12 protein-coding genes and 1 pseudogene are annotated in these 13,454 nt (G+C 73.9%); 8 read left to right on the top strand and 5 right to left on the bottom strand.

Going from position 1 to position 13,454, the window contains the following annotated elements; translation table 11 throughout:
• Positions 1-188 precede the first annotated feature (188 nt).
• The 3 genes from ACFWYM_RS18935 to ACFWYM_RS18925 all read left to right on the top strand — a co-directional run bounded on the left by ACFWYM_RS18935 (position 189) and on the right by ACFWYM_RS18925 (position 1,939).
• Positions 189-785: a TetR/AcrR family transcriptional regulator gene (locus ACFWYM_RS18935; protein ID WP_384837873.1), complete on the top strand. Its 597-nt coding sequence runs from the start codon at positions 189-191 to the stop codon at positions 783-785.
• 93 nt (positions 786-878) lie between these two features.
• A complete protein-coding gene (locus tag ACFWYM_RS18930; protein WP_384837870.1) occupies positions 879-1,376 on the top strand; it encodes an SRPBCC family protein in 498 nt (165 codons plus the stop codon).
• A gap of 32 nt (positions 1,377-1,408) precedes the next feature.
• Positions 1,409-1,939: a DUF4188 domain-containing protein gene (locus ACFWYM_RS18925; RefSeq protein WP_384837867.1), complete on the top strand. Its 531-nt coding sequence runs from the start codon at positions 1,409-1,411 to the stop codon at positions 1,937-1,939.
• 31 nt (positions 1,940-1,970) lie between these two features.
• Here ACFWYM_RS18925 and ACFWYM_RS18920 read toward each other — a convergent pair whose 3' ends face one another.
• The gene (locus tag ACFWYM_RS18920; protein WP_384837864.1) at positions 1,971-4,424 is read right to left on the bottom strand and encodes a phosphoketolase; all 2,454 of its coding nucleotides are present in this window, start codon (positions 4,422-4,424) and stop codon (positions 1,971-1,973) included.
• Between the two features lie 585 nt (positions 4,425-5,009).
• Between ACFWYM_RS18920 and ACFWYM_RS18915 the strand changes: the two genes are divergently transcribed.
• The 4 genes from ACFWYM_RS18915 (at position 5,010) to ACFWYM_RS18900 (ending at position 8,091) form a co-directional block, all read left to right on the top strand.
• Complete coding sequence (locus ACFWYM_RS18915; RefSeq protein WP_384837861.1) at positions 5,010-5,696, top strand: response regulator; 687 nt, start codon at positions 5,010-5,012, stop codon at positions 5,694-5,696.
• A 76-nt stretch (positions 5,697-5,772) separates the two neighbouring features.
• Positions 5,773-5,955: a hypothetical protein gene (locus tag ACFWYM_RS18910; protein ID WP_384837858.1), complete on the top strand. Its 183-nt coding sequence runs from the start codon at positions 5,773-5,775 to the stop codon at positions 5,953-5,955.
• A gap of 244 nt (positions 5,956-6,199) precedes the next feature.
• Positions 6,200-7,534, top strand: coding sequence for a PucR family transcriptional regulator (locus ACFWYM_RS18905; protein ID WP_384837855.1), 1,335 nt, complete (start codon positions 6,200-6,202; stop codon positions 7,532-7,534).
• A gap of 362 nt (positions 7,535-7,896) precedes the next feature.
• Positions 7,897-8,091, top strand: coding sequence for a DUF5999 family protein (locus ACFWYM_RS18900; protein ID WP_384837852.1), 195 nt, complete (start codon positions 7,897-7,899; stop codon positions 8,089-8,091).
• Between the two features lie 60 nt (positions 8,092-8,151).
• Here ACFWYM_RS18900 and ACFWYM_RS18895 read toward each other — a convergent pair whose 3' ends face one another.
• The 4 genes and pseudogenes from ACFWYM_RS18895 to ACFWYM_RS18880 all read right to left on the bottom strand — a co-directional run bounded on the left by ACFWYM_RS18895 (position 8,152) and on the right by ACFWYM_RS18880 (position 12,779).
• Complete coding sequence (locus ACFWYM_RS18895) at positions 8,152-9,795, bottom strand: ABC-F family ATP-binding cassette domain-containing protein (RefSeq protein WP_384837849.1); 1,644 nt, start codon at positions 9,793-9,795, stop codon at positions 8,152-8,154.
• 712 nt (positions 9,796-10,507) lie between these two features.
• Positions 10,508-10,615: pseudogene (locus tag ACFWYM_RS18890) on the bottom strand (MerR family DNA-binding protein); the annotation flags it as partial.
• Positions 10,616-10,650: 35 nt separating this feature from the next.
• Positions 10,651-11,448, bottom strand: coding sequence for a helix-turn-helix domain-containing protein (locus ACFWYM_RS18885; RefSeq protein WP_384837846.1), 798 nt, complete (start codon positions 11,446-11,448; stop codon positions 10,651-10,653).
• Between the two features lie 20 nt (positions 11,449-11,468).
• A complete protein-coding gene (locus ACFWYM_RS18880) occupies positions 11,469-12,779 on the bottom strand; it encodes an MFS transporter (RefSeq protein ID WP_384838062.1) in 1,311 nt (436 codons plus the stop codon).
• A 273-nt stretch (positions 12,780-13,052) separates the two neighbouring features.
• Here ACFWYM_RS18880 and ACFWYM_RS18875 point away from each other — a divergent pair, with 273 nt between their 5' ends.
• Complete coding sequence (locus ACFWYM_RS18875) at positions 13,053-13,430, top strand: hypothetical protein (RefSeq protein ID WP_384837843.1); 378 nt, start codon at positions 13,053-13,055, stop codon at positions 13,428-13,430.
• The last annotated feature ends 24 nt before the right edge of the window (positions 13,431-13,454 follow it).

The raw sequence follows: 13,454 nt of genomic DNA, 5'->3' as shown, positions 1-13,454 counted from the left end.
GCGAACGGTGAGCGGTGAACCAGGTTCCGCCGCCGCGTGACCGGGTCGAAAGACCGGTCACTGACAGTCGGCGCGCGGGCGGCTGTCACTTCGCTGACAAGGGGCCGTCGTGCGCGGGCACTGACGAGGGCGGGGCGGCGGAATGCCCGCATGCCAGGCCGGCGGCGCTCTGTGGTACCAAGACACCCATGACGGACAAGCCCGCCGCCCGCACCGGATACCACCACGGCGACCTGCCCGCCGCCCTCACCAGGGCGGCGCTCGAGCTCCTCGACGAGCAAGGGCTCGAGCGGGTCACCGTCCGGGAGGTGGCGCGGCGCGCGGGAGTGTCGCCGGGGGCGCCGTTCCGGCACTTCGCCGACCGGCAGGCGCTGTTGACGGCGGTCGCCGACGTGATCATCACGGACTACGAGGCGTGGCAGCTCGCCCAGCCGCTGGAGGAGTACGGGGGTCCGGTGCGCGCCTTCGGCCTGGGCTTCATCCGCTATGCGATCCGCCACCCGCACCGCTTCACGCTGATGCGGACCCGGGTGTTCGGGCCGGCGCAGCCCGACGGGCTCCAGCACCGGCTGATCGGCATCGAGCGGTCCTTCACCGAGATGCTCGTCGAGGGCCAGCGGCTCGGTGAACTGCGCGAGGGGGACCCCGAGGTGATGCGTCTGACCGCGCAGGCCGTGGTCTACGGGCTCTCGCAGATGATCGTCGACGGCTATCTGCCGCCCGACCAGGCGCTGGCCGAGCAGATCCTGGACACCTTCGGCCTGGGCATCGTCAACCTCCCCTGAGACCGGGCTACTTGGCAGTACCGGAAACCTTGACCACCTCTTCGCACCCTGGTGTAATCACCGATTACATCACTGTCGCCAGGAGGCCCCGCCATGCGCCTACCGCACATCCCGCGCTTCCCGGAACCGGCGGCCACCGGCACGGTTCCGGTCCGGGCCTCGCCGCAGCGGGCGTACGACGTCATCAGTGATCCCCCGGTCATGATCCGGCTCGGCGAGGAGGCCCATCGCGCGCGGTGGCTCGGCGGTGCGCGCACGGCGGCCGTGGGCGCGCGCTTTCGCGGGTACAACCGCAACGGCCTGCGCCGCTGGACGACCGAGTGCCGCGTCACCGACGCGGAGCCGGGCCGCCGCTTCGCCTACGAGGTGACCGCGACGCCGCTGCGCCTGCCCATCTCCCGCTGGCAGTACGACATCGAGCCCACCGCCGAGGGGTGCGCGGTCACCGAGACCAACTGGGTGCGCGCGCCGCTCTGGTTCATCCCGCTCGCCATCCTCATCACCGGCGTCGCCGACCGCCCCGCCCACAACTCCCGCAACATCACGACCACGCTCGACCGCCTCGCCGCCCATCTCGCACCCGCCGAGTGACCGGCCGTCCGACCCGCCCTGGAGGCAGCACCATGTTCGCCAAGACCCACCGCGGCTTCACCACGGCGGCCGCCGAGGGGGACCAGGTCGTCCTGCTTCTCGGCATGCGCATCAACCACTTCTGGGCGCCGCACCACTGGATCCCGGTGATGTTCGCGATGTTCCGCATGCTCCACGAACTGGCGAAGGCCCCGGAGCGCGGCCTGCGCGGCAAGCTCCTCCTGACCGCCTCGCCGCGCACGTACTACGTCGTCCAGTACTGGGAGTCCAAGGAGAAGCTGTACGCCTACGCGTCCTCGCCCGACTTCTTCCACCACAGGGTCTGGGGCATCGCCAACCGCAAGCGGCGCGCGGGCAAGCTCCGTGGCCATGTGGGCCTGTGGCACGAGACGTACATCGCCGCGCAGGGCTCGTACGAGTCGATCTACTTCGACATGCCGGCCAGCGGTCTCGCGGCGGCCACCGGGGTCCTGCCCCTGGAACAGCGCGGGCGCACGGCCGCGGCGCGGCTCGCGCACCGGCCGGAGCAGGAGCCGGCGGCGCGCGAGGAGTCGGCGGCGTAGCCGGCGTGGACGGGCCGGTCCGGAGGGGAGCTCAGCCCGTCCACGTCCAGTCCTCCACCTCCGGCAGATCCGTGCCGTGCTCGCGAATCCACGCGCGATGGCGGGTCCGGGCGTCGGCCAGGGTCTGGCGGACGGCGGCGGCGCGCACCGAGAGGCCGGGGACGCGGTCGATGACGTCCATGGCCAGCCGGTAGCGGTCCAGGTCGTTGCGGACGACCGCGTCGAACGGGGTGGTGGCCGTCCCCGGCTCCTTGTAGCCGCGCACGTGCAGATGGGGGTGGCCGGTGCGGCGGTGGGCGAGCCGGTGGATCAGCCAGGGGTACCCGTGGTACGCGAAGATCAGCGGGCGGTCCGGGGTGAAGAGCGCGTCGTACTCGAAGTCGGCCATGCCGTGCGGGTGTTCCTCGTGGGGCAGCAGCCGGGCGAGGTCGACGACGTTGACCACGCGGACGGCGAGGCCGGGCAGGTGGTGGCGGAGCAGGCCCGCCGCGGCCAGGGTCTCCTGGGTGGGGACGTCGCCCGCGCAGGCGAGCACCGCGTCCGGGTCCCGGGAGCCGTCGTCGGTCCCCGCCCAGGCCCAGACCCCGGCGCCGCGGGCGCAGTGGGCGCGGGCGTCGTCGAGGGAGAGCCAGTCGAAGCAGGGCTGTTTCCCGGCGACGACGACATTGACGTGATCGCGTCCGGCCAGGACGTGCTCGGCCACGCACAGCAGCGTGTTGGCGTCCGGCGGCAGATAGACGCGGACGACCTCGGGGCTCTTGTTGAGCGCGTGGTCGACGAAGCCCGGGTCCTGGTGGGAGAAGCCGTTGTGGTCCTGGCGCAGGACGTGCGAGGTCAGCAGGTAGTTGAGGGAGGCGACGGGGGCACGCCAGGGCAGTTCGCGCGCCGTCTGCAGCCACTTGATGTGCTGGTTGACCATCGAGTCGACGATGTGCGCGAACGCCTCGTACGAGCAGAACAGGCCGTGCCGCCCGGTGCGGAGATAGCCCTCCAGCCAGCCCTGGCAGAGGTGTTCGGAGAGGACCTCCATCACCCGGCCGTCGCGGGCGAGGTGTTCGTCGGTGGAGCGCAGGGCGCCCTGCCAGGCCCGGCCGGTGACGTCGAAGAGGGCCCGCAGCCGCTGGGACACGGTCTCGTCGGGGCCGACCACGCGGAAGTCGCGGCGGTCCCGGGTGTCGCCCATGACCTGGGCGAGCAGGGCGCCGAGGACGCGGACGGGCTCGTGCAGGGTGACGCCCGGCTTGTCGACGCGGACGGCGAAGCGCTCCAGGGGCGCGACGGGCAACTCCCGTAGTCGCAGGCCCCCGTTGGCATACGGGCTCGCGCCGAGGCGCCGGTCGCCGTCGGGGACGCAGGAGAGCACCTGCGCGGTGGGGCGGCCGTCCTCGTCGAAGAGCTCCTCGGGGCGGTACGAGCGCAGCCACCTCTCCAGCTGGGCCAGGCGCTCGGGGTTGTCGCGGACGCCGGACAGGGGCACGTGGTGGGCGCGCCAGGCGCCCGCCACGGGGACGCCATCGACCTCCGCGGGGCCGGTCCAGCCCTTGGGGGTGCGCAGCACGAGGAGCGGCCAGCGCGGGCGTTCGGTGGCGTCGTCGGCATGGCCCGGGGGCGTTGCGTGCCCGGCGTCGCGGGCCGTGGCCGCCGGGTGCCGGGCGCGGGCGACGTCCTGGATGCGGGTGATGTCGTCGACGGCCCGGTCCAGGGCGGCCGCGAGGTCCCGGTGCACCTGCTCGGGCTCGTCCCCCGTGACGTGCAGCGGCTCGTGGCCGAACCCCCGCAGCAGCGCGTCGAGTTCGGGCTCCGGGAGGCGGGACAGGACCGTCGGGCCCGCGGTCTTGTAGCCGTTGAGGTGCAGGATCGGCAGGACGGCGCCGTCGTGCACCGGGTCGAGGAAGGTCGTGGAGTGCCAGGACGCGGCGAGCGGCCCCGTCTCGGCCTCCCCGTCCCCGATCACACAGGCGACCAGGAGGCGCGGGTTGTCGAAGGCGGCCCCGTAGGCGTGCGCGAGGGAGTGGCCGAGCTCGCCGCCCTCGTGGATCGAGCCGGGCGTCTGGGGCGCGACGTGGCCGGGCACCCCGCCGGGGAAGGCGAACTGCCGCAGCAGCCGCCGCGCCCCGGCCGCGGTGCGGGGCACGTCGGGGTAGGTCTCGCTGTAACTCCCGTCGAGCCAGGCCCCCGCGAGGACGGCGGGCCCGCCGTGGCCGGGCCCCCAGACGCACAGCACCGCCGACTCCCGTTGTCTGATGAGGCGGTTGAGGTGGGTGTAGAGGAGCGTGAGCCCGGGGACCGTGCCCCAGTGCCCGGGCAGCCGGGGCTTGATGTGCGCGGGCCGCAGCGGTGTGCGCAGCAGGGCGTTGTCCTTGAGGTAGATCTGGCCCGCCGCCAGATAGGTGGCGGCCCGCCAGTGCGCGTCCAGCGCCGCGAGCTCGTCGTCCCCCGGGCCGCCCGCCGCGGCACGGCCGCCGTCTCGCGTCACCGTTCCCATGCGGTCCTCCGTGGATGAGTCCTTCGTACGAGGCGTGCGCGGTGTACGAGGTGTGCGAGGTGTGCGACGGGACCCACGTAGAGGTGTTCCCTCAAGGCGTGCACACGAGCCGTGGCGGCAGCTGGTGGCGCACGGAATCGGCCACGTACGGCGTGGTACGGGAGGTGTGGTGCGGCGCGGGAGGTGTGGTGCGAGCGGCTCGGCGCGGGAGATGTGGTGCGAGCGGTGGGCGCGGGAAGCGCACTGCGGCTCGGCGCGGGAAGCGCGCTGCGGTGCCACGTGACGCCGAAGGACGCCCGCGCGGTCGGGTCCTGACCCCGTCGCGCAGGCGTCCCCGGGGCGGCACAGCGCGCTGGGCGCGCCCAGATGTGCCGCTTCTCCATGGTCTTTCCCCCAGTGTCGCGCGGCCGCGGCTCGCGCGCGAGGGCCGAGTGGTCCCAACCCCCGCCCCCACAGGGCCCGTTCGGCCCTGGTACGGACCGCCCCGCTGAGCGAGGATCAGAGGGAGGGCCGACACCAGGTCATACGGGCAGACACCGGGCGGCCGGCGGACAGGCCAGGGACAGCAGGGACAGGGGCAGGCCCATGACCGCAGCAGCGCGCACTTTCACCACAGGGGACCCGGTCCGGGTCTTCCTCCTCGACGACCACGAAGTGGTCCGCCGCGGCCTCACCGATCTGCTCGGCTCCGAGCCGGACATCGCGGTGGTGGGCGAGGCAGCCACGGCCGAGCAGGCGCTCAGCCGCGGCCCCGCCCTGCGCCCGGACGTGGCCGTCCTCGACATCCGCCTGCCGGACAGCGACGGCATCTCCGTCTGCCGCGAACTGCGCACCCGGCTGCCGGGGCTGGCCTGTCTCATGCTGACGTCGTTCGACGACGACGACGCGCTCCTCGACGCCATCATGGCGGGCGCGTCCGGCTATGTGCTCAAGCAGATCAAGGGCGCCGACCTGGTCTCGGCGGTGCGCACGGTGGCCTCGGGACAGTCGATGCTCGACCCGGCGACCACGGCGCGCCTGATGAGCACGCTGCGCGCCGAACCCGCCCCCGAGGACACCGACCCCCCGGCGCTGCGCGGCCTTTCGTCCCGCGAGCGCGACATCCTCGCCCTCATCGGCGAGGGCCTCACCAACCGCCAGATCGGCAAGCGCCTCTTCCTCTCCGAGAAGACGGTGAAGAACCACATCTCGCGGCTGCTCGGCAAGCTCGGAGTGCAACGCCGCATCCAGGCCGCCGTCATCGCCTCACAACTGGAGCGCCCCCGGTCGTGACCCGAGCGTCCGGGCCGGGTTCAATGGGCTCCCAACAGCTAGGTCCGACAGGGCCGTCGAGGGGGTGACCGGACAGGTGAGCGCGTTCACCGAAGCGCTGCTCGAGCGCCTACGGGAAGCCAGGGCCGCCCTGGCCGAGGCGCTGGAGGCCGAGGACGCCTACGCCGCCGCGGTGGCCCAGAGCGATCTGGACGACGCCCTGTGGCTGGCCCGCCGCCACGGCGTCCCGACCGGCGACCCGGACGAGCAGGCCCCCTGACACCCCCGGCCTGACATCTCGACCTGACGTTTCGACCTGACATCCCGACCTGACGTCTCGACCTGACGCCTCGACGCTCCCTCGGGTGACAGACAAATCGCGGCGGGCCGCCGCGCACTGTCACGCGCGTGACGGGGGACGGCGTCGTGGCTGTCGGGCTCCCCGGGGGACGCGGTACAACGCGGTACGCACCCGAGCGGGTACGCCGCCGTGCCCTGTCCCCTGTGCGGAGGGAGCCGATGTCATGGTGAACGGAGTCCGGACGGCCACGGACGACGCCTCGCAGGAGCGGGCCGAGGACGTCTCGTACGTGGCGTTCAGCGCGTTCCCCGCCGAACTCGCGGGCCTGCTCGAGCCGTTCCTCGACGACGTCACCAACGACGTGGTCGCCGCGATCCGCACCGAGATCCCCGAGTACGCCCGCCCTCGCGACGACACCTATATGCACGTCGTGCGCAAGGGAGTCGAAGGCGCCCTCCAGGACTTCCTGGCCCGCATGGGCAAGCCGGACAAGGACTGGGCGCCGGTCAAGGCGACGTACGAGCGCATCGGCAGGGGCGAGGCAGAGGAGGGCCGCAGCCTGGACACCTTCCAGGCCGCCCTGCGGGTCGGGGCGCGGGTGACCTGGCGGCGGATCAACACCCTGGTGGAGGCGGGCCTGTTGCCCCGGCAGGTGCTCTCCGCCTTCGGTGAGGCGATCTTCGTGCACCTCGACGAGATGGCCGCCGCCACGGCCGCGGGCCACACCGAGGCCCGCCTGTACGCGGCGGGCGAGCTGCAGCGGCGCCGCCACCGCCTGATCGACCTGCTCACCACCGAGCCGCCGGTCTCCCCCGAGGCCATCGGCGACCTCGCGCGCTCCGCGCAGTGGCCGGTCCCCCGCGAACTGGCCGTCGTGGCCGTCGACACCGCCGGCCCCGCCGCGGGACACACCGCGGGGCCCGTCACCGGCCCCGCCGCGGGACCCGGCACTGGACCCGGCACTGGACCAGGCGCTGGACCGGGCGCTGGACCGGGCGGCACCCGGCCCATCGTGCCGCCCGAGTTCCTGGCCCGCTTCGACACCCGGCCCGGCGTGATCGTGGTGCCCGACCCGCAGGGTCCTGGCCGTGCCCGCGCCATCGCCGCGGTCCTGCACGGGATGCGCGCTGCGGTCGGCCCCACGGTCGCCCCGGCCGAGAGCGCGCGCTCGCTGCGCTGGGCCACCGAGGCCCTGGAGCTCGCGCGGCGCGGCGTGCTGGCGGGGCCGGGCCCGCTGCACTGCGCGGACCACCTGGCCACGCTGCTCCTCTTCCACGACGACGCCCTCATCGACGCGCTCGCCCGGCGCCATCTGCTCCCCCTCGACGCGGTGCGCTCGCCCCAACGGGAGCGCCTGGCCGAGACGTTGCTGTGCTGGCTGCGGTGCGGCCACAACGCGAGCGAGGTCGCCACCCGGCTCGCCGTGCACCCCCAGACGGTCCGCTACCGGCTGCGCCAGCTGGACGAGGTCTTCGGGGAACGGCTGCACGACCCGGCGGCCCAGTTCGAGATGCAGCTGGTGCTGCACGCGCTGAGCCTGCGTGCGGGGCGGGCGTAGCCGCGTGCGGGCTGCCCCTGGTGGGCGCGTGACGCCGGCGTCGGCCGGTGCGCGCGGCCGCCGCCCGCTCGCCCTTCTCGGCCTCTTTCCGGTTCCTGTCCGGAATGCCGCACACCACGCGCGCGTTGACTAGCTTCGAGACCGATAAACGACGGGATCGAAGAGGCCGAGGACGGTGTCGTCCTCCGGGTGACCGATCGCCCGACGGGGGCTGAGCGACGCGCACGTTCCTCGCCCGCTTCCGCCGTGGCTTCGATTGACCGTGCTGTGACGATGAGTTGACGGCCTCCACGGAGTCATTACTGGTGACATTACTAGTGACTCGCCAACACCCTCCCAAGGTGATGAATCGGAGGTGCGTCATGTGCGCACACCAGCCCCAGTGCCCGTCCGCCGAGCTGTCCGACCACGATGCCGCGGCGATCGTCGCCGCCCACCCCGAGCAGGGGTGGTACCTGCTGTGCAACGGCACGATCGTGTTCGACGACAGCGGTGAACTCCTGCCGGACGGCCGGGTGGTGCCCCCCAGGGGCACCGAGCTCGCGATGGCGGCATGATCCGCCCGGGCCACCGGGGCCACTTCTGCAGCCCGGCCCACCCGCCTCGCCCGGCACGCGCTAGACCGGCACCTCGGTGACCTTTCCGTCCACCACGTCCAGGCGCCGGTCGACGCGCACCGCATCCAGCAGCCGGCGGTCGTGGCTGACCAGGAGCAGCGTTCCTCGATAGGAGTCGAGCGCGGACTCCAACTGCTCGATGGCGGGCAGGTCGAGGTGGTTGGTCGGCTCGTCGAGGACCAGGAGATTGACCCCGCGGCCCTGCAGCAGGGCCAGCGCGGCCCGCGTCCGCTCACCGGGCGACAGGGTGGCCGCGGGGCGCGGGACATGACCGGCACCGAGGCCGAACTTGGCGAGGAGCGTGCGCACCGCGCCGGGCTCCAGGTCCGGCGCCGCCGCCCGGAAGGCGTCCAGGAGCGGCTCGTCCGCGTGGAAGAGCGCCCGGGCCTGGTCGATCTCCCCGACGCGCACGCCGGAGCCCAACGAGGCGCCGCCCGCGTCCGGTTGGAGGCGGCCGAGGAGCGCACCGAGCAGCGTCGACTTGCCGGAGCCGTTCACGCCGGTGATCGCCACGCGGTCGGCCCAGTCGATCTGCAGGCTGACCGGACCGAGGGTGAAGGAACCCCGGTGCACCTCCGCCTCCCGGAGCGTGGCGACGACCGTGCCGGAGCGCGGCGCGGCGGCGATGTTCAGCCGCAGCTCCCACTCCTTGCGGGGCTCCTCGACGACCTCCAGGCGCTCGATGAGCCGCTCGGCGCGGCGTGCCTTGGCGGCCAGGTTCTCGCTGCCCTCGACCCGGCCCTTACGGATGATCTTGTCGTTGTCGCGCGGGTTCCGGTTGGCGTTTCTGACCCCCTTCTCCGCCCAGACCCGCTGGGTGGTGGCCCGCTCCTCCAGGGCGGCCTTCGTCTCGGCGTACTCCTCGTACGCCTCACGGGCCCGGCGCCGGTCCCGCTCGCGCTCCTCCACGTAGGCCGCGTAGCCGCCGCCGTAGTGGCGCACCTGCCGCTGCGCCAGGTCGAGTTCGAGGACCTGGGTGACGGTGCGGGTGAGGAACTCCCGGTCGTGGCTGACGATCACGGCGCCCGCGCGCAGCCCGCCGACGAACCGCTCCAGGCGTTCGAGCCCCGCCAGGTCGAGGTCGTTGGTGGGCTCGTCCAGGAGGAACACGTCGTACCGCGAGAGCAGCAGGGAAGCGAGGCTCGCGCGGGCGGCCTGGCCGCCGGAGAGCGAGGTCATGGCCTGCTCCAGGCCGACGGTGAGCCCGAGCGAGTCGGCGACCTGCCCGGCCCGCTCGTCCAGGTCGGCGGCGCCGAGGGCGAGCCAGCGGTCCAGGCTCTCGGCGTACGCGTCGTCGGCGCCGGGCACGCCGTCGGCGAGGGCGTGGGTGGCGGCGTCCAGGGCGCGCTGCGCGGCCGCGACTCCGGTGCGCCGGGCCAGGAAGTCGTAGACGCTCTCTCCTTCCCGGCGCTCCGGCTCCTGCGGCAGGAGGCCGACGGTCGCGGTGGCCGGGGCGAGCCGCACCTGGCCCCGCTCCGGCTCGGCGAGCCCGGCGAGGATGCGCAACAGGGTGGACTTTCCTGCGCCGTTGGCCCCGACGAGTCCGACCACCTCGCCGGGCGCCACCGCGAGGTCGAGCTGCTGGAAGAGGGAACGGTCGCCGTGGCCTGCGGCCAGGTTCTTGCCGGTGAGGGTTGCGGTCATGAGGATGCCCATCGCGTCGGTGGTCTTCGGGGGATGCGATGTGTGCGAGCACGACGCGGCGACCATGCGAAGGGGCCTGTCGGTGCAGGCATCGAGGTCGCTTCCACGCACGGCACCGTCGCGGCACGGGGCCGCGGTGACGTGACAGGCGTACGGACAGGGCCGTACGGGGCGTGGTGTTCGCGTACCTCAGATGCGCAAGGTCCACCTCGATCGGAGACGACAGAGCCGTCGGCAACCTTAGACAGGGGTCGACGGCACGGGCAACGCATTTCCTTTCCGTCAGCGGGATTCCGGATTCCCCTGGGGCCGTCCGCGGAATTCCGGATTCCCCTGGGGCCGTCCGCGGAATTCCGGATTCCTCTGGGGCGGTGGGCCGTTGCAGGCGCCACACCACGTGACGCCGCTGCCCGCGGGAGCCGCGGACGGTGCCGCCGGTTCGCGCCCGACTTCCGTGCATCCCAGGCGGCGTGGGATGCCGCTGCTCGCGGCGTCGGCGTCGGCGTCGTGCGTGATCTCCAGGTACGCCACGTCGGGCAGCACGAACATCTCGCACCTCGGTCACCAGGGCGGCCGTCGCCCGCGTGGCGATGCCCTGCCCGGCGGCCGCCGGGTGCGGCCAGTACCTGAGGCGCCAGCCCCGCGGTGCGGCCCAGCGACAGCTCCGGCACCTGCCGACGAGCGTGCCGTCCCGCGCGACGGCGTGGTGGAGGTCCGCCAGGATCTCGGCGATCTCCTCCAGGGCGAAGCCGAGTTCACGGTAGAAGAGGATCTGCTGGAGCCGGGCCAGGTCGGCCTCGCAGTACAGGCTGAAGCCTGACGTGACGTGAGGGTCGAGTCAGGCCCGACCGGGGCTCAGCGGGCGCGACGGGCCTGGCGGGCGCGGTGCAGCGAGGCGGGGGTGCGGCCGATGAGGCGTCCGGCGGTGCGGGTCAGGTGGGCCTGGTCCGCGAAGCCCGCCGCGGTGGCCGCCCCCGCGACACCGCCGCCCGCCACCGGATCGAGGAGCGCCCCGACCGCCGCGCCGAGCCGCCGCCACTGGCGCAGCGCGCTCAGCGGAACACCCGCCTCCGTACGGACCAGGGCACGCAGCCTGACCGGCGAGAGTCCGACCTCGGCGGCCACCTCGCTGAGGAGCCCGCTCCGTGCCGCGGCCGCCACGGCGTACGGGACGCGGGGGTCGACGGCGCGCGGAGGCGGCCCGGTGAGCGCGCGGCCGAGTTCAGCGCGGAAGGCGGCGGGGTCCGGCGCGTCCAGGTCTCCGAGGGCGTCCAACAGGCGCCGCGCCCGGCCGGGTTCGAGGAGCTGCGGCGCCCCGCCGGCGCGCAGCAGCCACGGGTCCAGGAACACCGCCACGAACCCGGACGAGCTCCCGCAGGTGTGCGCGAGTCCCGGCGGCACGACGGCCCCTGTCCCGATCGCCCTGCTTGCCCTGCTCGCCCCGGTCCCCCCGGCCAGTCCGCTCGCCCCGGCCGTCCCGTTCACCGTCACGTGCCCGCCGAGGGGCAGGACCACCTTCCACGCGGGGTGCCGGTGCGCGGCGACCTCGTACGGCTCGGGCTCGGCGAAGACCGTGAGCCCGCCGTCGTCCGCGGCGAACACGGCCCGGCCGTCCACACGCCCGGCCAGGCTCCCGTCCACGCGCCCGTTCACGCGCCTGTCCACACGCCCGTTCACGCCTGGCTCTCCGTCGCCCCCTCCGGCGCCCGCTCATCCTGCACCCTCTCCTCCGGAGACGGGGACAGAGGGGGAGGCGGGGACGTCGACGGCGCAAGCCCGTGCTCCCCGCGCGGCAGGAAGAGCGGCGTCGCGAGGAGCAGCACTCCGGCGGCCGCGATCGCCGGGCGCGGACCCGTGACCGCGGCGAGCAGACCCCACACCCCGGTGAGCGCCGCGATCGTGGCCTTGCTGCTCACCGACCACGCCGACAGGATCCGGGCGACCCGGTCCTGCGGGATCCGTTCGAGGCGGTAGGTGGCGAGCACCGGATTGAAGACGCCACAGGACAGGATCAGGCCGAACTCGACGGCCATGACCAGCACCAGACCGGGGACGCCGGGGCCCACGAAGGCGAGCCCGACCGGCCAGCACGCGCGCAGCGTGCCCGCCGTCAGCAGCACCCGGCGCTGCCCGAACCGGGTCACGAGCGGCTGGGCGAGCCGGGAGCCGATGAGCCCGCCGACGCAGGGCACCGCGAAGGCGAGCCCGTACTGCCAGGGCGCGAAGCCGAGGTCGCCGAGCAGGAGGACGGCAAGCAGCGGCGAGGCCGCCATGATCAGCCCGTTGTTCAGGACGGCGTTGAGGAACAGGGGCCGCAGCGCCCGGTCGGACAGGATGAACCGCCAGCCGTCGAGCAGCTCGCCGCGGCGCATCCGCGGGGCGGCCCGCGCGTGCGCGGGGAGCGGGTCCTTGCCGCCGATCGCCCGGATCCCGAGCGCGGAGAGGAGGAAGCTCACCGCGTCGGCGATCACCGTGAGGACGGGGCCGAACAGGCCGACCGCGGCGCCGCCGAGGGGCGGTCCGACCACGGACGTGGTCCACATCGTGGCCTCGAACCGGCCGTTCGCGACGAGCAGGTCCTTCTTCGGTACGAGTTCCTTCAGATACGCGCCACTGGCCGCGCCGAAGGTGATGTCGGCCGCCCCGACCACCACGGAGACGGCCATGAGCTGGCCGAAGGTGAGCAGGTCGAGGGCGTACGCGGCGGGGACGGTCAGCAGCGCTCCGCACCGGACCAGGTCCATCGCGATCATCACGGGCCGCTTGCGGCGGAACTCCACCCACGGCCCGAGCGGCACCGCCGCCACCGCCCCGACGGCGAGGCCCACGGCCGTGAGCAGGGAGACCTGCGCGACACCGGCGCCGAGGACGAGGATCGCGATGAGGCGGAACGCGTCGAAGGCGAGCCACGTCCCCAGCGTGCTGACCGCATACGCGCCCCACAGCCACCCGAACCGCCACCCGAGCGACCGCCGCTCCCCCACTCCCGCCGCCACCTCTCGCCTCACGTCCACGCGCCGCCGACCGCACGGCGGCCCCCATCAAAGCCGGAACGCCCTCCCGGATCAAACAGCCGAGAGTGCACCCGGCTCCCACCGGGCCACCGAGCGACCGGGCCACCGGACCACCGGGTCACCGGGTCACCGGGTCACCGGGTCACCGGGTCACCGGGTCACCGGGTCACCGGGCCACGCGTCTCAGGCCGCGCGATCGTTCCGTTCAAGACGGCACCCGGGTACGCGCCGCACGCTCACCCCATGACCACGCCCTCGTACGCCTGCGCGGCGACCGCCCTCGCGGCTTTCCTCACCGCCACCGCCCTGGCCCACCTCGCCCTCCCCGCCTACTTCCGCTCGCTGGTACCCGCCTGGCTGCCGGCCCCGGCGGCCCTCGTCGCCGGGAGCGCCGTCGCCGAACTGGCCGTCGCGGGGCTGCTGTTCGCCCCGGGGACCCGTACGGCGGGAGGCTGGGCCGCCGTCGTGCTGCTCTCCGCCTTCCAGGTCAGCCACCTGGACGCGGCCCGGCACACCCGCACCGCCACCCGCTTCCTGGACGGGGTCCCGGGCGTGGCGGCGCGGTTGCTGGTGAACGCGGCGTATCTCGCCTGGGCGGTCTCGGTGGCCCGCGCCGGATGAAAGCCATTGACGCCGGCGGACGTT

This window comes from Streptomyces sp. NPDC059009 (genome assembly GCF_042740175.1).
In the GTDB taxonomy this organism is placed as follows: Bacteria; Actinomycetota; Actinomycetes; order Streptomycetales; family Streptomycetaceae; genus Streptomyces.
This window is presented reverse-complemented; position numbering and strand designations above follow the sequence as displayed.

Excerpts from the sequence above, each read along its gene's own strand:
- ACFWYM_RS18900 (WP_384837852.1), top strand. The coding sequence starts at position 7,897 with ATGTGCGCACACCAGCCCCAGTGCCCGTCCGCCGAGCTGTCCGACCAC.
- ACFWYM_RS18935 (WP_384837873.1), top strand. The coding sequence starts at position 189 with ATGACGGACAAGCCCGCCGCCCGCACCGGATACCACCACGGCGACCTG.
- ACFWYM_RS18925 (WP_384837867.1), top strand. The coding sequence starts at position 1,409 with ATGTTCGCCAAGACCCACCGCGGCTTCACCACGGCGGCCGCCGAGGGG.
- ACFWYM_RS18930 (WP_384837870.1), top strand. The coding sequence starts at position 879 with ATGCGCCTACCGCACATCCCGCGCTTCCCGGAACCGGCGGCCACCGGC.
- ACFWYM_RS18895 (WP_384837849.1), bottom strand. The coding sequence starts at position 9,795 with ATGACCGCAACCCTCACCGGCAAGAACCTGGCCGCAGGCCACGGCGAC.
- ACFWYM_RS18875 (WP_384837843.1), top strand. The coding sequence starts at position 13,053 with ATGACCACGCCCTCGTACGCCTGCGCGGCGACCGCCCTCGCGGCTTTC.
- ACFWYM_RS18920 (WP_384837864.1), bottom strand. The coding sequence starts at position 4,424 with ATGGGAACGGTGACGCGAGACGGCGGCCGTGCCGCGGCGGGCGGCCCG.
- ACFWYM_RS18905 (WP_384837855.1), top strand. The coding sequence starts at position 6,200 with ATGGTGAACGGAGTCCGGACGGCCACGGACGACGCCTCGCAGGAGCGG.
- ACFWYM_RS18915 (WP_384837861.1), top strand. The coding sequence starts at position 5,010 with ATGACCGCAGCAGCGCGCACTTTCACCACAGGGGACCCGGTCCGGGTC.